This is a genomic window from Deltaproteobacteria bacterium (assembly GCA_016210005.1).
Lineage (GTDB): Bacteria > Desulfobacterota > Binatia > HRBIN30 > JACQVA1 > JACQVA1.
On the sequence record JACQVA010000141.1, the window covers coordinates 14,575 to 34,190 of the forward strand.

At 65.1% G+C, this 19,616-nt stretch carries 17 protein-coding genes; 12 read left to right on the plus strand and 5 right to left on the minus strand.

Annotated features, from left to right (window positions below; genetic code table 11):
* Positions 1–22 precede the first annotated feature (22 nt).
* Both HY699_13345 and HY699_13350 read left to right on the plus strand, forming a co-directional pair.
* On the plus strand, positions 23–529 hold the full coding sequence (locus tag HY699_13345) for a hypothetical protein (GenBank protein ID MBI4516790.1): 507 nt from the start codon (positions 23–25) through the stop codon (positions 527–529).
* A 218-nt stretch (positions 530–747) separates the two neighbouring features.
* Positions 748–2,352, plus strand: coding sequence for a HAMP domain-containing histidine kinase (locus tag HY699_13350; protein MBI4516791.1), 1,605 nt, complete (start codon positions 748–750; stop codon positions 2,350–2,352).
* Between the two features lie 6 nt (positions 2,353–2,358).
* Here HY699_13350 and HY699_13355 read toward each other — a convergent pair whose 3' ends face one another.
* From HY699_13355 to HY699_13375, 5 genes are all read right to left on the minus strand, one after another.
* Entirely contained in the window at positions 2,359–2,688 is a 330-nt protein-coding gene (locus HY699_13355) for a hypothetical protein (protein ID MBI4516792.1), read from the minus strand.
* A 68-nt stretch (positions 2,689–2,756) separates the two neighbouring features.
* Positions 2,757–3,974 carry a CoA transferase gene (locus HY699_13360; GenBank protein ID MBI4516793.1) on the minus strand — a complete coding sequence of 406 codons (1,218 nt, stop codon included), beginning with the start codon at positions 3,972–3,974 and terminating at the stop codon, positions 2,757–2,759.
* A 13-nt stretch (positions 3,975–3,987) separates the two neighbouring features.
* Complete coding sequence (locus tag HY699_13365; protein MBI4516794.1) at positions 3,988–5,196, minus strand: CoA transferase; 1,209 nt, start codon at positions 5,194–5,196, stop codon at positions 3,988–3,990.
* Between the two features lie 423 nt (positions 5,197–5,619).
* The gene (locus HY699_13370; protein MBI4516795.1) at positions 5,620–5,877 is read right to left on the minus strand and encodes a hypothetical protein; all 258 of its coding nucleotides are present in this window, start codon (positions 5,875–5,877) and stop codon (positions 5,620–5,622) included.
* A 65-nt stretch (positions 5,878–5,942) separates the two neighbouring features.
* Positions 5,943–6,617, minus strand: coding sequence for a hypothetical protein (locus tag HY699_13375; GenBank protein MBI4516796.1), 675 nt, complete (start codon positions 6,615–6,617; stop codon positions 5,943–5,945).
* Positions 6,618–6,885: 268 nt separating this feature from the next.
* On the opposite strand from HY699_13375, the gene HY699_13380 reads away from it, so the two are divergent.
* The 10 genes from HY699_13380 (at position 6,886) to HY699_13425 (ending at position 18,999) form a co-directional block, all read left to right on the plus strand.
* Positions 6,886–8,220 carry a VCBS repeat-containing protein gene (locus tag HY699_13380; protein MBI4516797.1) on the plus strand — a complete coding sequence of 445 codons (1,335 nt, stop codon included), beginning with the start codon at positions 6,886–6,888 and terminating at the stop codon, positions 8,218–8,220.
* An 82-nt stretch (positions 8,221–8,302) separates the two neighbouring features.
* Complete coding sequence (locus HY699_13385) at positions 8,303–9,208, plus strand: hypothetical protein (protein ID MBI4516798.1); 906 nt, start codon at positions 8,303–8,305, stop codon at positions 9,206–9,208.
* 130 nt (positions 9,209–9,338) lie between these two features.
* Positions 9,339–10,142: a hypothetical protein gene (locus tag HY699_13390; protein MBI4516799.1), complete on the plus strand. Its 804-nt coding sequence runs from the start codon at positions 9,339–9,341 to the stop codon at positions 10,140–10,142.
* 120 nt (positions 10,143–10,262) lie between these two features.
* Positions 10,263–12,404 (plus strand): S8 family serine peptidase, encoded by a 2,142-nt coding sequence (locus HY699_13395; protein MBI4516800.1) that lies wholly within the window; start codon positions 10,263–10,265, stop codon positions 12,402–12,404.
* Positions 12,405–12,462: 58 nt separating this feature from the next.
* Positions 12,463–13,710: a beta-ketoacyl-ACP synthase II gene (gene fabF, locus HY699_13400; GenBank protein MBI4516801.1), complete on the plus strand. Its 1,248-nt coding sequence runs from the start codon at positions 12,463–12,465 to the stop codon at positions 13,708–13,710.
* Positions 13,711–14,691 (plus strand): P-loop NTPase, encoded by a 981-nt coding sequence (locus HY699_13405; GenBank protein ID MBI4516802.1) that lies wholly within the window; start codon positions 13,711–13,713, stop codon positions 14,689–14,691.
* Positions 14,688–15,803 (plus strand): ArsA family ATPase, encoded by a 1,116-nt coding sequence (locus HY699_13410; protein ID MBI4516803.1) that lies wholly within the window; start codon positions 14,688–14,690, stop codon positions 15,801–15,803. The genes HY699_13405 and HY699_13410 overlap by 4 nt, the downstream gene beginning before the upstream one ends.
* Before the next feature lie 363 nt (positions 15,804–16,166).
* Positions 16,167–17,342, plus strand: a complete 1,176-nt coding sequence (locus HY699_13415; protein ID MBI4516804.1) for an acyl-CoA dehydrogenase — start codon at positions 16,167–16,169, stop codon at positions 17,340–17,342.
* A 3-nt stretch (positions 17,343–17,345) separates the two neighbouring features.
* Positions 17,346–17,954 carry a hypothetical protein gene (locus tag HY699_13420; protein ID MBI4516805.1) on the plus strand — a complete coding sequence of 203 codons (609 nt, stop codon included), beginning with the start codon at positions 17,346–17,348 and terminating at the stop codon, positions 17,952–17,954.
* A 28-nt stretch (positions 17,955–17,982) separates the two neighbouring features.
* On the plus strand, positions 17,983–18,999 hold the full coding sequence (locus HY699_13425) for an aldo/keto reductase (protein MBI4516806.1): 1,017 nt from the start codon (positions 17,983–17,985) through the stop codon (positions 18,997–18,999).
* Positions 19,000–19,616 lie beyond the last annotated feature (617 nt).

The following is a 19,616-nucleotide window of genomic DNA, read 5'->3' on the forward strand; positions in this document are numbered from 1 at the left end:
AGAAAGGGAAAGGACAAACAGGATGGAAGCCGCCACTGCCACCGAGACCTGGTCGACTCCTGCCGCAGCCACGTCGGCTGAACGGACGATTCCGAAGTTGGCTGAGCCAGAGGTGCTCATGCCCTCGCAATATCTGGATTTGTTGCGAGGACACAGTCCTTACGAGGGCGAGAAGCGGCTGATGCTGGCCGTGCTCGAAGACGCTATATCGTGTTTTCAGAAGTACGCCGGCGCGAGCAAGGGGCGCCGCCACCGACTTTTCAACGAAGCGCAGGACTGGCTGCTTGATACCGACGGCAGCTGGCCCTTCTCGTTCGAGGGAATTTGCCAGACGTTGGACCTCAACCCTGACTATCTGCGCGATGGGTTGATGAGATGGAAGGACCGGTTCTTGGCGCGACCCGATGCCGCAGTGGCGCGGGTGGCGCGCGTTCGCTTGCGGGCTGCGCGCCGGCACAAGATCCTGCCCTTCGTTCCCCGCCGCCGGCACAAGGCCCAAAAGACCGAGCAGGTTGCCGCGGTGGCGTAAAGGGAAGGGCAATTCACTTCGGTATCTTTTCGTCGCTTTGGTCGAATACGAAGCTGATAATTTATCGTTGAATGATGTAGAGGCTGAGTTATCACCGAACTTCGGTAGATAACCACGTGGCACCTGCGTTGCTGCCCGAACGGGTAGTGGTGACGAACTGGGCGGGTGCAATGAGCAGCCACACATCAGAGCATATGGCAAGTGGCGTAGGACCGCGCTTGGATAAGCGGCGTACGGTCCTGCTGCTACGTTCGGTGGTGATCTTCACCACCTCCTACCTGGTGCTTTTCGGCGGGCAGCCGCTGACCCTGAACAACGTCGGTTACGTCGCGCTGCTGATTGCCTCGAACGTTGCGATCGCGCTGTGCCCGGCGTGGATCATCAATGCCCCCCAGTTTGCGCCCGGCCTTCTGCTGGGCGACACCGCGCTGGTCCTGCTCGGCTTGTATCAGACGGTCGGGTTCTCGCAGGAGTTCCTGATCGTCTACTTCTTCACGATCTTTCTGACAACGGCGGCCGAGACGCTGGCGCAGATTGCCATCGGGGCCACGCTGGTGAGCGGGCTGTACGGCTACTGGCTCTATGTCAGCACGCCAGGGCCGATGGACGCCTCGCACTGGCTGCGCTTGCCGTTCTTCTTCGTGGTTGCGATTTTCTACGCCTTTCTTACCGACGAACTCAAGGTGGAGAAGCGACGGCGCGAGGAGGCGGAGCGCGAGCGCGAGCACCTGCGGCTCTTGCTACAGGTGGCGGGTGCCCCGCCGGCCTCGTCGGTGGCTAGCGAGTGCTTGAAGGGGATCGGGGCTTTCATTGAATCGGCTTTCCCCAACCTGCGTTGCGCCGTGAGCTTGGAGCTAGACGCCGCCCGAGCCGACGACGGCGCCATATGGCTGCCGATCGATGCCTATAACCAACACTTCGGCGGTGTGCTGGTCCGGTCCACGCGCGGCGCGGTTACCGACACCGAGCGGACATTATGCGAGCTGGTGATTCACGCGGTAGCGAGCGCGGTCTACACCGCCCGTCAGGTTGAGGCGGCGCGGGAGTCGTCGCGCCTCAAAGAGGAATTCATCAGCACGCTATCGCACGAGCTGCGCACGCCGCTCCATGCCATCTTGGGATACACCGATTTGATCGAAAGCGTGGTCGAGAGCGCGGCTGACCCGTTGATACCGGAGAGCGTCGAACGCCTGCGCGCCAACGCCCGGCGCCTGCACGACCTGCTCGAAGAAATGCTGGGATTTGCCAGCTTGCGTGCTGGCCAGCTGGCGCCGCTGGTGACGCCGGTCGAGCTTCCCAATCTGCTGGGCGAGCTGGCCGGTTTTACCAAGGACCTGCTGGCGGGGCGCCCGATCGACTTCGAGATGGATTTGCCCGCTGACTTGCCGCCGCTGCTGACGGATGGAGTTAAGCTGCGCCAGGTACTGGCCAGCCTGCTGAGCAATGCTACCAAGTTCACCGAGCGGGGCCAGATCCGTTTGTCGGCGCGGCTGACTGCGCCCGAGCAAGTCCTTATCACCGTGAGCGATACAGGCATCGGCATTGCCCCGGACAACTTGCAGTTGATCTTCGACGACTTCCGGCAGATCGACGCCTCGACAACCCGGCGCTTTGGTGGTGTGGGCCTGGGCCTGGCTTTGGCACGCGGCCTACTGGGCGTGCTCGGTGGCACGCTCGATGTGGTCAGCCGACAGGGCGAGGGCTCGACCTTCCGGGTCGCGCTGCCGCTGGTTCACCCGCTGTCGCGCATTGACCGGCGCGACCGGGTACTGCCGCTGCTGAAGCGCCGTGAGCCGGAAAAGACCGAGTGGGCCTCGGCGTAAGCAGCGTCACAGCGAGTAGCTCGCTAGCACCAGAAACTTAGCCAGCCACGGGCCCAGCGACAGCACGCAGTAGATCGCCGCCAGGGCGTGCATAACGGTTTTGCCGAGCGGCTGGGGCGCTCTACGGTGCAGCAGCAGCAAGAGCCCGCAAGCCTTGGCCTTCACCAGCAGCAACGTCGGCCCGACACCGAGCACCGCGAAGGAATGCTGCAGCAATGGATTGGCCTCCGAGCAGCCAAGCGCCAGGCCGCTGTAGGTGGCCATACCGTCGAACATTTGCAGCACCAAGTTTAGGGCGAAGAGCTGATACAGGTAGGAGTTAACTGCTCTCTCCATCTGCTCGAACCGGACCGTACCGCGAAGATATTCCCGGGGGCAGGGTTTAGCAAGCGCGATCTAGCACTTCAGGTAAGGATTTGCTGCTGCTTGAGCTGCTGCACTTCTGCAGCGGTGTAGCCGAGGATTTCTTGCATCACGTAGTCGGTGTGCTCACCCAAGCACGGGGCGGCCTGGCGCACGGCGGTGGGCGTGCGCGAAAGACGCCACGGGATGCCGGCGTGCTGGCGCGTACCGACCTCGGCATGGGGAAGCGACACGAAGAAACCGGCGGCGTTGAGGTGAGCGTCCTCGGCTAAATCGCGGTTACTCATCGACGGAAATGCCGGAATACCGGCGGCCTGCAGCGTGCGGGTCACGTCTTCGCAGCTGCGGTCGAGGGTCCAGCTGCTCACGATCGCTTCGAGGGCATCCTCGTTCGCCTTGCGGCCCGTTAGGGTGGCAAAGCGCACGTCGGTTGGCAGGGCGTCTTGATCGATGATCTCTGCCAGCCGCCGCCATTCGCCGTCGCTGCGCACGCTGATGGCGACCCAGCGTTCATCCCCAGTGCAGCGAAAGACGCCGTGCGGAGCCATGTGGGGGTCGCGGTTGCCGTCACGTGCCGGCTGTTCCCCGGCCATCGTGTAGCGGAGTACCGCCTCCGCCAGCACCGAGATCGTGGTTTCTTGCTGCGAGAGGTCGATGTACTGTCCGCGGCCGGTGCGGGCGCGATAGTGCAACGCGGCCAATACGGCCACCGCCCCGTGCAGCCCGCCGTTGGGATCGCCGTAGGATATGCCGACGTGCATCGGTGGCCAGCCGCGATAGCCGGTCACCGACGAGAAGCCGGACAGCGGCACCTGCGCCGGCCCGTACGAGACATAGTGGCTCTCCGGACCGGTGGCGCCGTAGCCGGACATGGCAATCATGATGAGGTCGGGTTTAACTTGCCGTAGCGCTTCGTAACCCAAGCCGATGCGGTCCATGACCCCGGCGGCGAAGTTCTCGCAAACCACGTCCGAGACCGCCACCAGCTCCTTGGCGATAGCCTTCGCGCGAGCTTCCCGGAGATCAAGAGCGAGGCTGAGTTTGCCCTGGTTGTACTGGTTGAAGTAGCCGCTGCGGTTGACGCCGAACTCGCCGTCAGCCCACGGCGGCAACAGCCGCGTGACGCACGGGCGCGCGCTGCTCTCGATGCGAATGACTTCGGCGCCCAGATGCGCCAGTTGCAGGGTGCAATACGGCCCCGCCCAAACCCAGGTGAAATCGGCCACGCGGATGCCGCTGAGGGGTGCGATGTCTGCCATCCGTGGTCTTCCTTCAAATTACCCGTTCGCTCCGTAGCTCGGCTAAGCCGGCGGGCGAGAGGCCGAGATGCTGAGTGAGTATGTCGGCGCTGTGCTCACCGAGCCGTGGAGCGGGCGCCGCCAGGGTCCAAGGCGTGCGCGAGAACTGATAGGGCGCACCGGGGATGGTCACGGCCGCGCCACCAGGGTGCGCCAGCGAGGCAAAAAAACCTCGTGCCTTCAGGTGCTCGGAGTGCAACAGGTCTCCCATCGTCGAGACCGGAGCGAACGGAATGCGGCGTTGCTGCGCCGCGCGGTAGAGTTCATCGACGCTGTGCGCCTTCACCCAGTCTTGCAATAACAGCTTCAGCGCATCCCAGTTCTGCGCCCGCGACAGGCGGTTGTCGAACAGCTCCAGGCTCGCCCAGTCGGGATTACCCATCAACTCGACGAAGCCGCGCCATTGATGCTCCTCGATGCAGCAGAGAAAGATCCAGCCGTCGCGGCATTCCATGAAGTCGAGTGGCTGGATCGGCTTGATCCCCAGACGCGAGGCGACAACGCCCATGTAGGGCCAGTAAGAAAAGGTCAACTCCAGCATGGCAGCCAGGGCTTCCTGAATCGAAATCACCACGTGTTGGCCGCGGCCGTCGCGGGCCGCGGCCAACAGGGCACCTAGAGTGGCGACGGCGGCGGTGACGCCGCCCTGAAATTCGGCCTGCTGTCCAAACGCCTTGAGCGGCGGCCACTGCTCGCTACCGGGACCGCCGCCGTTGAGATAGCCGATGCCGCCGGCATTCCACAGCACCAGATCGGTAGCGGCGTAATGGCTGTGCGGCCCCGCTAACCCAAATGGTGTAATCGAGGTCATCACCAGCCGCGGGTTGACGGCCGCCAGTGCTTCGTAGTCCATGCCGAGTGCCGCCATCTCTGCCGGCGGGACGTTATGCAGCAGAATATCGGCTCGGGCCACCAGCGCAGAAAACAGTGCCCGGCCGCGCTCGGTGCTCAGATTCAGCGTGAGCCCGCGCTTGTTGGTGTTCAGATACAGGAAGAGACCGCTGGCGTTCAGGTCCGTGCTGCCGTGAGGAAACGGCCCGCGGGTGCGCGCCAAGTCGCCGCCGAGCGGCTCCACTTTGATGACCTCGGCCCCGAGATCGGCCAGCAGCTTGGCGGCATACGGCGCCGCTACCATCTGGCCATACTCTACCACCCGCACCCCGCTCAGTGCTTGTTCTACCATGGGCGCCTTACGCGGTGCGCCGCTGTAACACGAAGCGCGGCTGACGCCAACGGGGCGCACCCGCTTCTCTCTCTGGGCTAACAGTCCGTTGAAGAACCGCCGATGGCTTCGAGACGCCGCTAACGGCGCTCATCAGCATGAGCGGTTTTTCCTCCTGCCACAACACTTTTCCGCTCGCCCTGAACTACTATGGCCGAAAGTCTTGGCGTCGCGCGCAGATTTCCCTCCGTCATTCCCGCGAAGGCGGGAATCCATCCGGAGCCCCACCGCCCCTGGATGCCCGCCCCACGCCTTCGCGGGGGCAGGCTCTAAAGATTGCGGGCATGACGGAATACCCCTGTCGAGCTTTGGGCTGCGGCCAAGCCCGCGCTGAGGAGCGGCGAAGCGGCGTCTCGAAGGGCATCGCCGTCTTTCAACGCGCTGCTAACGGCGCAACGCTGCCGGCAGCAGATCGAGTAGCTGCTCGGGATCGGTGGGCTCGTCACGGTAGTGCAGGGCAGCCATGAACTCGGTGTGCGAAAAACGCTTGGCGTCCCACTGGTGGCGCACCTGCCAGCTCCCGTCGGCGCCGCGAATCAGCAGTTGAACCGTTTGCTGTTCGGTGAGGCCGACGGCTGCACGCTCGCTCGGCGTGGTCGCGAAGAGAACGTAGGGAGCGCGCTTGATGGTCACGAAGTACATAGCTGCCTTGTTAGCTGCAGACCCAAAGCGAGGCAAATGGCCGCCTGCCGGTCAAACCAAGCAGCCTAGCGAGCCGGCAAGCGCACTGGGCAGACCCCGAGCGCGCCGTGATGGACGGGCGGCGAGTAGCTCAGAATCTGCATCCCGTTTTCGCCAAAGCTCCCCACATTGAGATAGCCGTTGTCGAGCGTGCGCGAAGTTGACCAGTCCCAAGCCTGGCCTAGCAGGCGGACGCCGCGGGCGGAGTGATAGACGATCAGATCATAGGCGATTTCCACCGCCGAACGCCGGCAGATCAGGGCAGCGGGCAGCCCGAGATCGGCGGCGTAGCGAGCAATCTGCTGGTCCTGCTCGTCGTAGGGCAGGTTGCGGGTTTCGTCAAGAACCTGCTTGCGCACCAATACCCAGCCCGCGCTACAGTGCTCGCTGCCGGCCAGCGGTTCGAGCGCGATACCCCATTCGTCCTTCAGCAAATAGCCCGAGTTGCGCAGCAGCCGCGAGTCGAAGGCGGCGGGGAAGCGCTCGATCAACCGTGACAGAGAAAGCGGTGTGCTGCGGTCGTGGTCCACACGTAGCAGCAGCATTTCGCCGCCGGGGGCGGCCGCCGCTAACTCGCTCTCGGCATAGGGAATCGGGGGGGTGGGCGGAACGAAGTCGAATGCAGCCCGGATTTCCTCCGGGCCGAGGAGATCTGCGCCCAGGAGTCGGCGCGCAGCCGCAAGGTCGATGGATGCCGCCATACGTGGCGGCGGATCATAACAACTGGCGGCGCCGACACAAGGCCGCAACGGTTACCCACACTGGGCGGCGCTACCATAGCGCTACCATTCCCTTGACAAGCTGTTAGGTGCATCGGTAAATATGGCCGCGGATTTTAGACAGTCAGGCGGGCGGAACTTGCGGACACTCACCGAGCGAATTGCCAAAGCCGCGCCGTTGCGCCGTGCGGCGAATGCCGCAGCTTGCGGGCGCCGGCGGTGGTGCCCGGCCGAGCACGGAAGGACGACGATGCTACGAGAGTTTGCCATACTGGCACTGGTGGTGCTGCCCGTGATCGGCCCGGCTACAAGCCGCGCCCAGGTTCCAGCGGTGCGCTTCGCCGAGAGGCTTGACGCACCAGTCGGCGAGGGGCCTTTCGATCTCGTGGTTGCGGACTTCAATAAGGACAATAACGCCGACGTGGCTACCGCCAATAACGACGGCGGTAACGTTTCCGTGCTGTGGGGAAACGGCGACGGAAGCTTCGAGGCGGCCGTCACCGCGCAGGCCGGGGAGTTCCCGATCGCGATCGCCACCGGACTGGTGACCAACGACAGCAACCTCGATTTGGTCGTCGCCAACGAAGTCTCGCAGGAGCTCAGTGTCCTCAAAGGTGGCGGAACCGGGAAGTCGTTTGGCTCGGCAGTGAATACCGAGCCCGTAGCTACCGCCGCCGCTGTCGTGCTGGCGGACTTCGACAACGACGGCAAGCTCGATGCCGCCACCAGCGAGATCTACGAAGACACCGTCACCGTTCAGCTGGGTAACGGCGATGCTAACGGCACCTTCGGTCTGGCTCGCTCGCTCTCGGTTCCGGGGGGACCGTTCGGTCTGGCGGTCGCTGATTTCGATGGTGACGACAAGCTTGATCTAGTGACCACGAACAGCAATTCAACCACCGTGACCATCCTCAAGGGCAACGGCGATGGGACCTTCGCGCTCGGCGCCAGCCCGTCGGTTGCCTCATCGAGCTGCAGCACGACGGTAACCCCAGCGGGGGTCACCACCGGCGACGTCAACGGCGACAACAAGCCGGATATCGTGGCGACCAACGAGGACTGTGACAATGTCGCCGTGTTGATCAACGACGGCGATGGCACGTTCGGCGCGGCGCGCTTCCTCGACAGCGGGCTGTTCGGTTTCCCCGAGGCCGCGAGGATCGCGGATCTCAACGGTGACGGTTACGCCGACATCGCTGCGGCCAACAGTTACAACGACAACGTTTCCGTGTTCTTGGGACACGGCGATGGCATGTTCGAGGCTGCCGTCTTCTTCACGGTCGATACCACGCCGTTCGCTTTGGCCGTGGCCGACGTCAACAACGATACCTTTCCCGATATCGTGACCGCCAACGCCGACGGCAACAATGTTTCCGTGCTCTTGAATGATCGCGCCGGAGGGTGTACTGGCGATTGCGACGCGAGTGGTGACGTGACCGTGGACGAGCTGGTAAAGGGCGTGAACATCGCCCTGGGGACTTCGCCGTTGTCGGAATGTTCGTCCTTCGACAAGGACAACAGCGGCGACGTTACGGTGGACGAACTGGTGAGCGCCGTGAATATTGCGCTGGGCGGGTGTGCATGACGGCGGTGGGGTCTGGTTTTGGGCGACGAGCGGCTCCGGTATGCGGCCGCGGGAGGGTGTCTTGATGCTAAGGCGGGCAGCTTTGAGCGGCTTGGTGGCCGTCGTGGCCGCATGGGGTGTGGTGCAGCCCAGCGGAGCGCAGTCGCAGCCGCAGTCCTGCAGCACAAATTGCGCGCAGTTGAGCGTAACCGGTGCCACCGGCACGCCCGGAGGCACTGTTACGATCGGAGTGGCGTTTACCCAAGGCCCGGATGACGGCGAGGCCGCCAAAGGCAATGACGAGACCGCCGCCATCGCCTTCACGCTCGGCATTCCGGGCGTGGGCTCGGCAACTCCGCTGAGCCTGGCCGACTGCACCGTCGGCAGCGATGGGTTGACGCCGGCGATCAAGGTCGCTGATGCGATCAAGGACACGTTCAAGGTGGTGCTCGAAAACCTCCAGTGCACCACCGTCACCGGAACTCCGCGTAATCGCTGCTTGTGTCCCGGCGCCGAGCAGCAGCGCGACAACTTCATCAACGTGGTTGTCTACGGGCCCAAGGACTTGCCCGCCAGCGGGCCGGTTGATATTCCGGTGCTCCCCAGCGGATCGCTGATGACGATTGATCTCAAGATCGATGCGGCGGGCACCACCCCGGTGCACGTGTTCGCCGAGACCGACAACCAGAGTGAAAAGCCGAAACCGCAGTTCGGTGCATTCCTGTCGATCGGCGACAAGTCGGCGGTCGATCAAACCTTCAATTCCGAGCGCACCGTGAGCAAGGTGGCGATCACCAACGCCGCGGTCAGCGCAGGAACGGCGTGCGTTGGCGATTGCGATAGCAGCAACGATGTCACCGTCGATGAGTTGGTGAAGGGTGTGAACATCGCCTTGGGTACCGCCCAGCTGACAGATTGCCCGTCGTTTGATAAGGACAACAGCGGCGATGTTACCGTGGATGAGCTGGTGACCGCAGTGAATTACGCCCTCGGGAGTTGTCCGTCGTAACCGAGGGGTGAAGGATAGAGGGTACTGAGGTACGGAATCGCGGGTGCCGCCGCGGCACAGGCCGACGCGGTGGCCCCGAATGGGAAAAGTTGGCCGGGCATCTCATAGCTCAAAAGAAGGAGGGTAGACGATGAGAACGCGGACAGGGAGCAACATGCTTCGGGGCCTCGCAGTCGGCGCGATTGCGTTGCTGGGGGCAGGCACTGCACAGGCGGCAGTGTCGATCAACGTCGGCAGTGCCTCAGGCAAGGCCGGCGACACGGTGGAAGTATCCGTGACACTGACAGCCGACGGCGGCGAGCACGCGGTGGGGACGCAGAACGACACGACTTTCGATCCCGCCAGCATCACCGTGGTGGCGAAGGCGAACAAGAAGCCGGATTGCGCAGTCAATCCTGACATCGACAAGACTGCCAGCTCCTTCGCGTTTCGCACTGCAACCGGAACCTGCGATCCGACCACGACGGCGTGCAGTGTCGTTCGCGCGATCGTGCTGTCCACAGACAACGTGGACGACATTCCGAACGGGGCTACGCTTTACACCTGCAAGGTCAAGATCGGTGACAGCACGCCGGAGGGCTCGTACCCGTTGACCGCCAGCGGCGCCATTGCTAGCGACCCGAGCGGCACCCGGCTCTCGGGAGTTACCGCTAACAACGGTGCGATCAACGTTACCGCCGATACACCGACGCCAACACCGACGGATACACCGCCGCCACCTACGGACACGCCGGTGCCGCCGACCCCGACGGTCACCAACACGGTGCCGCCGACGAATACGCCGGTGCCGTCGACTCCGACAAATACCCGTCCGCCGGGTGGCGACGACGATGACGACGGTTGCCAGATCGTGGCGACGCAGAAGAGCCACAGCGCATGGCTGCTCTTGCTGCCCGCTGCCGCGTTGCTCTGGCTGCGCCGGCGCCCGCGCTAACCGGGTAGCAGCTAACACAGCCGGTGAAGAGGGGGCCGCAAGGCCCCCTCTTTTTTTGTGGCCTGGGTGCGAAGAGTGCAGCGGCAGAAGTGGCCGCGCCGGCTGAGGCGCGGCGCTGCTGTGCTCGGCTCGGCACTCTACCTGCTTGCCCCGGCCAGAGGTTTGAGCGAGCTAGTCGGCTACCAAGCGCGTTCGCTTGCGCGCGCGCCGTCAGCCGAGCAGCTCGACCTGCAACTCAAGCGTGTCGCCAGCGGTGCGCAGGCGCCCATAGTGCCGCTTTTCGGAACTCTGTTGGCGCCGGGACTGGCCGTGGCGCCAACGCGGCTGCCCAAGGTGGCGGTCTTGGCGCGGCTCGAATCAGCGGCTTCAGCGGCTGAGTTGTCGGCAGCGGGCTACCCGCCGCGCGCGCAGGTCGGCCGCGTGGCCGCGCTCGCGCTGTCGCCAAATGAGCTTAGCTCCGTGGCTAAAGTGCCGGGCGTGCTGCGGCTCCAGCCGCAGCTACAACATCGGCTGCACCTCGACGTGAACACGGCGAGGAATCACGCGGTCGAAGCTCGTGTCAATAGCGGCGTCACCGGTGCCGGCGTGCTTATCGGCGTCATCGACACCGGCATCGACTGGCGCCATGGTGACTTCCGCCACGCTGACGGCAGCACTCGTATCCGTGCCGTGTGGGACCAGGTTGACGACAGTTTCGCCAACTCCGGCGGTGCGGTCGGAAGCCTGCCGCCGGTGGACGATGGGGCAGGGGCCCCGCTGGGTACGGTCTACACCGCGGCGCAGATCAATGCCGCGCTGGCAGGTGCCGGCACAGTCAACAGCCGGGACCTCGTCGGTCACGGCACCCACGCGGCCGGCTGTGCGGCCAGCAACGGCCTGGCGCCTGGCGGTTACATCGGCGTGGCGCCGGCGGCGGAGATCTTGATGGTGCGCGCCGGGGGCGAAGCCGCTGAGGACTTCAACCTCGTCGGGGACGTCCTCGCCGGGCTGCAGTGGCTCGGTGAGCAGGCCGATCAAAGCGGACAGCCGCTGGTCGTCAGCATGAGTTTCGGCCATCACTTCGGTGCCCATGACGGGACGGATGCGGAAGAAGTGGCGATTGACGATTTCACCAGCCGTTCGGGCCGGGCTGTGGCAGTGTCGGCCGGTAATGAACGCGCCGCCGCCATTCACACTAGCGGCTCCGCCCTGGGCAGCCGCGCACTCCAACTCGCAGTCACCAGTGAGAGCAACGATTTCCTGGCGGTCGACTGCTGGCTCGCCGGTGACGATGTCGTCGACTTGGGTTTCTTCGATCCCGACGGGCTTGGCTTCTCCGATGCCGATGTCACGCCCGGTGAATGCGTGCAAGTGGAGAATCGCACCAACCGCGTCAGTACCTGCGTTGATACCGTGAACCCACTCAACGGCAGCCGCGAGGTGCTCTTCCTGGCCGAGCCGCGCGACCACGGCGGCACGATTACCACCGGCACTTGGCAGATTGTCCTACGCGATGAAGGCGGCGTCAGCGACGGACGCTACCACTGTTGGTCGGTCAACTATCAGCCGTTCACCGCCGACGTTGATAGCACTGCCACCGTGGCGATGCCCGCTACCGCTCGCGGCGCGCTCGCTGTCGGCGCTGCCAGCCTGCGGGCGAGCTGGCCGAGTGCGGGTAATCCGAACACGCAAATCGACTCGCCGGTTATCGACGACATCGCTTTCTTCAGCAGCAGCGGCCCGACCCGCGACGGCCGCTTCAAGCCGGACCTGGTCACCGGCGGCAACTGGGTGCTGTCGGCGTGGTCCGAGGGTGACGGCAGTGGGTCGGCCATGGCCGGCATTCCACGGGATGAGCGGCGCGTGAGCGCGGACGGCACCCACGTGGCGTCACGTGGGACCAGCTTTTCCGCCCCGCAAGTGGCCGGGGCCGTGGCCTTGATGTTGGAAGCCAATTCGCAGCTGGCTGCCGGAGAGATCGGCGATCGCTTGCGCACGAGCGCTAGCTCCGATGCCTTTACCGGCACGGTGCCCAACCCGCTGTGGGGCTACGGCAAGCTGGATGTCGCGGCCGCCGTAGCCAAGGCGGCGCTCGCCTGCGTGGCCGACTGCGATGGCGACGGCGAGGTTACCGTCAACGAGCTGGTGACTGGCGTGCTCATAGCGTTGGGCGACGCCGGCATCGCCGCCTGCCCGCGGGCCGATCGCGACGATGACGGACTGGTGACGATCGACGAACTGACCGCCGGGGTCCTGGCGGCGCTGCACGGATGCCGGGCCTAGCTTGGACCAAGGCCCCCAAACTTGATTGCCGTGATGCGCTCGCGTATGGGAGCCTGCAATGGCCAGAAGTGAGCGGCGAGTAGTGGTTACGGGGCTCGGCCTGGTCACGCCGCTGGGCAGTACCGTGCAGAAGAACCTCGACGCCCTGATGAACGGCCGCTCCGGGATCGGGCCGATCACGCGCTTCGACGCCTCGGGCTTCCCCAGCCGAATTGCCGGCGAGGTGCGCGACTTCGACCCGGCCGCCTTCATCGAGAAGAAGGAAATCAAGAAAATGGATCCGTTCATCCACTACGCCATCGGCGCGGCGCAGATGGCTCTGGATGACGCCGGCTTCAAGGTCGAGCCCGGCTGCGCCGAGCGGGTGGGCGTGGTGATCGGGGTCGGGCTCGGCGGTATCACCACCATCGAGGAGGCGGTCGCGACTTATGTGGCTCATGGCTTTAAGCGGATCTCCCCGTTCTTCATTCCGCGGCTGATCGCTAATCTGGCTCCGGGTCAGATCGCGATTAGGTTCGGCGCCAAAGGGGTAAATTACGCCCCGGCCAGCGCTTGTTCATCGGGCGGACATGCGATCGGCGAAGCCTACCGCTTGATCCGCTTCGGGCTGCAGGACGCGATGATCACCGGCGGCACCGAGGCCGCAGTAACGGCATTGGGTGTCGGCGGCTTCGCCGTGATGCGCGCGCTATCAACCCGCAACGAGCAGCCGGAGAGAGCCAGCCGGCCGTTCGATCGCGGGCGCGACGGTTTCGTGATCGCGGAAGGGGCCGGAGTACTCGTGCTCGAAGCGCTCGAGTGCGCCCAGCAGCGCGCCGCCCGCATCTACGCCGAGGTCGTCGGCTACGGTGCCAACGCCGATGCCTACCATATCACCGCGCCCAGCCCTGACGGCGAGGGCGCGGCGCGTTGCATGGAGTTGGCGCTGGAGGACGGCGACGTTAGCCCGCTCGAAGTGGACTACATCAACGCCCACGGCACCTCGACCCCGTACAACGACGCGACCGAGACCCGCGCCATCAAGCGTGTGTTCGGCGAGGGCGCCGGCCGCCTGGCCGTGAGCTCGACCAAGTCTCTCACCGGACATCTGCTCGGGGCGGCGGGCGCGGTCGAAGCCATCTACACCACCTTGGCCTTGCACAGCCAGTGCATGCCGCCGACGATCAATTACACGGATCCCGACCCGGAGTGCGATCTCGACTACGTGCCGAATCACGCCCGCCCGGCCACCATCCGGGTCGCCCTCTCCAATTCCTTCGGCTTCGGCGGCACCAACGTCTGTTTGGCCTTCCGGCGGTGGCAGTGAGTGCTGAGTGAGCTGTTTGAGCGCCGGCTGCTGGTAGTGGTCGGCAAGGGCGGCGTCGGCAAGACCACCGTGGCCTGCGCCCTGGCGCTCGAAGCCGCCCGTGCGGGCAAGCGCACGGTGTTGGCGGAGGTCGATGCCAGCGGCCGGGCCGCGGCCCTGCTGGGGGCCGCGCCGATCCCCTTGGGGCAATCGCGCTCGGTCGCCGCCAACTTGCACGTCCTGGCGGTTGATGGCAAAGCCGCGCTGCAAGAGTATCTCGGGCTGATCATTCCCCTCAAGCGGCTGCTCGACGCGGTGTTTGCCAGCCGCATCTACAACTACTTCGTGGCGGTGGCGCCCGGGCTGCGCGAGCTGATGACCATCGGCAAAATCTGGTACGAGGCCGAGCGCGCCGACGACAGCACGGGCGGACGCCGCTGGGACGCGGTCATCGTCGATGCTCCCGCCACCGGCCACAGTGTACAGTACTTGCGCATGCCCAAGGCGGCGCATGATGCCTTCGGTGCCGGCTTGGTTGCCCGCGAGTCACAGCGCGTGATGGATCTGCTGGCCGATCCCTGCCGTACCGCCATCAACTTCGTCACCACCGCGGAGGAGATGCCGGTAAACGAAACCATCGAGATGCATCAGCAGTTGTGCCGCGAGTTGGGACTGCCGCCGGGGTACCTCTTCGTCAACCGCGTGCACTACGCCGATTTCACCGCCGCGGAGATCGAGCGGGTGGCCGCGGGCGGGCAGGGGCTGCAGCCGCGGGAAGACCGCGCAGTGCTGGCCGAGGTGGTGCGGCGTGCGCATGAGGAGAGCGGCTGGGCGGCCATCAACGCCGAGTACTTGCGCCGCCTCAAGCGCGAGGTGAGGTTGCCGGCGATAGAAGTTCCCTACTTGTTCACCGAGGAATTCGGAGTCGAGCAGGTGCAGCAGATTGCCGCAGCTCTGGCCGGAGCTGCGGCCGCGAGCGCTCCTCGGCGGGGCGAGCCATGAAGACGCTCGACCGTATCATCCAGCAGCATCGCGTCATCATCTGCGCCGGCAGCGGCGGAGTGGGGAAGACCAGCACGGCGGCGGCGGTGGCGCTTTATGCCGCCGAGCGAGGGGCGCGCGCCATGGTGCTGACCATCGATCCGGCGCGGCGCTTGGCCGATGCCCTCGGGTTGCGCCAAATGGGCGGCGAGGAATGCATCGTCCCGGTCAGCGGCAGCGGTACCCTCAGCGCGCTCATGCTCGATCAGAAGGGTGCCTGGGACGCGCTGGTCGAGCGGCACGCGCCCTCGCCGGCAGTTCGCGACCGTATCCTCGCCAATCGCTTCTACCAACACCTGTCGCAGAGTTTTGCCGGCTCGCAGGAGTACATGGCGATCGAGCAGCTGTGCGAGCTCTACGAATGCGGCCGCTATGACCTCATCGTGGTCGACACTCCGCCCACGCAGCATGCCCTCGACTTCCTCGAAGCCCCGCAACGCATCGCCGATTTCCTCGACAAGAACGTGGTCAAGTGGTTCGTTCGACCCTACTTCTCGGCCGGCTGGGCAACCTTTCGCTTGGTGAACCGCACCGCCGGGGTACTGTTCCGCAAGTTGGAGGAAGCTACCGGGGTGGCGGCGCTGGCCGAGGTCTCGGATTTCTTCACCTCGATGGCCGGCCTGTTCGAGAACTTCGAGGCGCGCGTTCGCCGAGTCTACGAGCTGTTGCGGGCACGGCAGACTGCGTTCGTGCTGGTGGTCAGCCCTGAGGAACAGGTGCTGCGTGAGGCGGAGCATTTCTGCCGCATGGTGCGCGAACTGCGGGTGGCGTTGCGGGCGGTGGTGTTCAATCGCGTCCACACCGAACACAGCGGCGCGCGGGGCGTACTTGAGCGCGAGCGGCTGGAAGCATTGGTGACGCGCGCCGGCGGTGGGGCCGCCACCGCCGCGCTGGTGGAGAACTTCCTGCGTTTCGAGGCCGTGGCTCGAGGTGACATGGCACGCATCGCAGCCTTCCGGCGCCGCTTGCGCAAGGCCGTAGCGGTGGCAGAGGTGCCTAACTTCGACGCCGACCTCCACGACGTCGCCGGGCTACAGCGGATGCATCGCTACCTGTTCGGCGCGGCGGCGTAAGTGGCTTTGTACAACGGATTGAGAACGCTGCGCACGCCCACGCAGCCACTTAGCCAACATCCGCAGCCGCCCGTTCTGGCCGTGGCGCGTGAGCGCGACGATGTCGGCAAGTGAGGATGGGTGCGCGACAAGTTTGTGGGTAACGTGGTTCGGTGTTATGGCCGTCATTCCCGCGAAAGCGGGAATGACAGATTGCGTCCCTCCTTTCGGCCATGGGCCTCGGCCTGACAGTACACAGTACTGTCAGACTGGTGAGGATTTGCCCGGTCGGCTGCACGTTACCCACAGATTTGTCCGCACACCCAGTGGGGGATTACCGCGACAGCCTTGACTCGGTTTCGGCCTCACGCCTAATAACTGGGCGTGGACTTGTCGTACTCATCGGACGAAGAACGCTTTCGCGCCGAGCTGCGCCAGTGGCTCGAACGCAACCCGCCCGGCACTGAGCCGGAACCTCTGGCCGAGTGGGTGGCGTACGGCAAGGCCTGGCAACGCCAGCTCTACGACGCCGGCTGGTGCGGCATCGCTTGGCCGGAGCAATACGGCGGCCGCGGCGCGACGCTGATCGAGCAGGTGATCTTTCAGGAGGAAATGGCGCGCGCTCGCGCACCCATGCTGGTCAACTTGGCCGGGCTGACCATGGGCGGGCCGGTACTGATCGCCCATGGCAGCGAGGCGCAGAAGCACCGGCACTTGAAAAACATCCTCTCGGCGGAAGAGATCTGGTGCCAGGGTTTCTCTGAGCCGAACGCAGGCTCGGACCTGGCCGCGCTCAAGACCCGGGCGGTGCTCGACGGCGACAGCTTCGTCGTCAACGGCCAGAAGGTGTGGACCAGCTTCGCCCGCTACGCCGACTGGTGCATGCTGCTGGTGCGCACCGATCCGGCCGCTCCCAAGCACAAGGGCATCACCTTCCTGCTCGTCGACATGCACAGCCCGGGCATCAGCGTGCGGCCGCTGCGGCAGATCAACGGCGCGGAGGACTTCAACGAGGTGTTCTTCGAAGACGTACGCGTCCCGCGCGCCAACGTCATCGGCGAAATCAATCGCGGCTGGGAGATCGCCATCACCACGCTGATGCACGAGCGCGCCACGCTCACCTTCAGCCGCCAGCTGCAATCAAGCGTGGCGCTGGCGGACACCGTCGACTTCGCCCGCCAGTGGCAGCGCAACGGCCGCCCGGCCAGCCGCGATCCGCTGGTGCGCCAGCAGCTGGCGCAAGCCGTAATCGACGGCGCCTGCATCAAGTACACCGCCTACCGCAGCCTCACCAAGACGTTGCGCGGCGGCATCCCGGGCCCGGAGGGTTCGATCGAGAAGCTCTTCTGGAGCGAAATGTACCAGCGTCAGTTGGAAACCGCGCTGGCGATCGCAGGGCCGTACGCACAACTACTCAAAGGCTCAGCCCGTACCCCGGCGGACGGGCAGTTTCCTTACCTTTACTTGTACGCCCGCGGCCGCACCATCGCTGCCGGCTCTTCCGAAGTGCAACGCAACATCATCGCCGAGCGCGTGCTCGGTCTGCCGCGCAGGAGCTGAGCCGTGCGCGAGGTGGCGTGGTGGTGTTTGCCGGGCCTGGCCGTCATCGGCCCGCTCGCACTGTTGTTGCAGCCCGCGGCAATCACGGCACCCTGGCCGGTGTGGCTAATCGCCTCCGCGGTCCTGGGTGTCCTCCTGCACCAGAGCGTGCGCAGTTGGTTCGAGGCCCAAGGCAACGGGTTTCGCAGCCCGCACCGGGCGGCGCTGGCAGCGATCATCGAACGCGGCCAGCTGGAGCAGCGTCAGGACCGCGGCGACCTCGCCTACCAGGTCTACGAACTGGTCTTCTACGAGCAGAGCGAGTGGCAGCCGGTGCGCGACCATCTGCACCGCTGCTGGTTCTACGTGCTGTGGTTTTGGACCATTGCCCTCGGCTGCGCCTTGGGAGCGGGCTTGAGTCTGCTGGCGCTGCTGTGCGGCGCGCGCCCGTTGCTGGCGCTGCTCTACCTTGCGGCCCTGCCGCCACTGGCGGTGATTCTGCGGCGCAAGGGCGGGCAAACTCATGCGGCGCTGGAGCTGTTCGATCGCGCCCTGGTGCTGACGCATTGGCCGCTGTACGAGACCAAGCTCGGCGCGCTACTGCGCTATCCCGGGGCCACGCCCTTGCTATGATGCGCCCGCAACCGCCAGGGAGGTCAAGATGAAACGTCGCCGCTTGGGTCGCACGGGGCTGGTGGTTTCGGAAATCGGCATGGGCACCATGACCTTCGGCAATCAAGCCGATGAGCGCACCAGCCTCGCCATTCTCGATCGCGCCTGGGACGCGGGGGTGGATTTCATCGATATCGCCGAGGTCTATCCCGTCCCACCCGACCCCAAATACGCCGGCCGCAGCGAGGAGATCTGTGGCAAGTGGCTCGCGGGCAAGAAGCGCGACGCCGTCCTGCTCGCCACCAAGGTGGCAGGGCCGGGGCAGGGCTGGTTCATCCCTGCCGTGCGCGAGGGCAAGACCGCACTCGATCGCCATCACATCGAGCGCGCACTCGAAGCCAGCTTGCGGCGGCTGAAGACCGACTACATCGACCTTTACCAGACCCATTGGCCCGACCGTGACGTGCCCATCGAGGAAACGCTGGCAGCGCTGACGCGGATGGTTGAAGCCGGCAAGGTCCGCTACCTCGGTTGCAGCAACGAGACCGCCTACGGGCTGACCAAGAGCCTGTGGGCCAGCGACGTGCACGGCCTGGCGCGCTTCGAGACCATCCAGAACAACTTCAGCCTGCTCCATCGCCGGTTTGAGGACGAAATCGCCGAAGTCTGCCGCCGCGAGCAAGTGAGCCTGTTAGCTTACAGCCCGATCGCCGGCGGCGTGTTGAGCGGCAAGTATCAGAACGGTGCGAGACCGAAGGGCGCCCGCTTCAGCACGTACGCCGAAGGCAACCCGCGCTCGCAATCGATGGCCCGCCGCTTCGTCAACGAGCAGACCTTGGCTGCCACCGCCCGCTTCGGCGAGATTGCCGCCGCCGGCGGCATGCCGGTCGCGACGCTGGCCACCGCCTGGACGCTCACGCACAGCTTCGTCGGCGCCACCCTCATCGGTGCCACCCGCGTCGAGCAGCTCAGCGAAACCCTGGCCGCCGCCGAGGTGACGCTGACCGCCGACGTGCTCGAACAGTGCAACAAGGTTTGCAAAGAGATCCGCTACCCCATGGGGTAACAGCGCCGGGGCCACCGGCACCGCCGAACTCTATCGGCGTCTCAGATGCTGTGAAGAGCAGAAAGCGGGTCATTCCGCATCCTGATTTCCTTCGTGGCCTAAGCGCTCGATCACGACCTGATAGGCTTCGGCCTCGGTCGGCGCGCTCGTTTCGAGCGACTACGGTGCATTGCATTGTGCTCTTCTCCGATGCTGCCTACGCTGCAGCGCTGCTGCTCACTCTCAGAAACGGCCAACTACCTCTGGCATCTCCCTCTGCTGGAGGGGCCTGCACCGCCACCTTACCCGTGTCAACACCGCCTCCTCGCGCGGAGGCACTGCTGCCCGCGATCCTCACCATAGCGCGGCTTTCTGGAATACAGAGGGACGCACCGAGCCGCGGCCGGCCCGTACTCCCAGATAGGGGGCAACGCTCTCCTCGCTGGACCCGATCGAGAGGTGCATACGCAGAGGGCGGCGGCCTGTGCGCCGGCCAGCTGCCGCCGGAGGTAAATGCTGACGTTGATCAGTACAGCGCGTGATGGATAACGGCATCTGTCGGAGGGAAGTTGAGGTCTAGTGCGAGCGGTCGTGCGCTCTAGTCATGGCTCTCAAATGCGTTGGTGTAGTGCCCGGCA

Excerpts from the sequence above, each read along its gene's own strand:
- HY699_13345 (MBI4516790.1), top strand. The coding sequence starts at position 23 with ATGGAAGCCGCCACTGCCACCGAGACCTGGTCGACTCCTGCCGCAGCC.
- HY699_13355 (MBI4516792.1), bottom strand. The coding sequence starts at position 2,688 with ATGGAGAGAGCAGTTAACTCCTACCTGTATCAGCTCTTCGCCCTAAAC.
- HY699_13360 (MBI4516793.1), bottom strand. The coding sequence starts at position 3,974 with ATGGCAGACATCGCACCCCTCAGCGGCATCCGCGTGGCCGATTTCACC.
- HY699_13365 (MBI4516794.1), bottom strand. The coding sequence starts at position 5,196 with ATGGTAGAACAAGCACTGAGCGGGGTGCGGGTGGTAGAGTATGGCCAG.
- HY699_13370 (MBI4516795.1), bottom strand. The coding sequence starts at position 5,877 with ATGTACTTCGTGACCATCAAGCGCGCTCCCTACGTTCTCTTCGCGACC.
- HY699_13375 (MBI4516796.1), bottom strand. The coding sequence starts at position 6,617 with ATGGCGGCATCCATCGACCTTGCGGCTGCGCGCCGACTCCTGGGCGCA.
- HY699_13380 (MBI4516797.1), top strand. The coding sequence starts at position 6,886 with ATGCTACGAGAGTTTGCCATACTGGCACTGGTGGTGCTGCCCGTGATC.
- HY699_13390 (MBI4516799.1), top strand. The coding sequence starts at position 9,339 with ATGAGAACGCGGACAGGGAGCAACATGCTTCGGGGCCTCGCAGTCGGC.
- fabF (MBI4516801.1), top strand. The coding sequence starts at position 12,463 with ATGGCCAGAAGTGAGCGGCGAGTAGTGGTTACGGGGCTCGGCCTGGTC.
- HY699_13410 (MBI4516803.1), top strand. The coding sequence starts at position 14,688 with ATGAAGACGCTCGACCGTATCATCCAGCAGCATCGCGTCATCATCTGC.
- HY699_13425 (MBI4516806.1), top strand. The coding sequence starts at position 17,983 with ATGAAACGTCGCCGCTTGGGTCGCACGGGGCTGGTGGTTTCGGAAATC.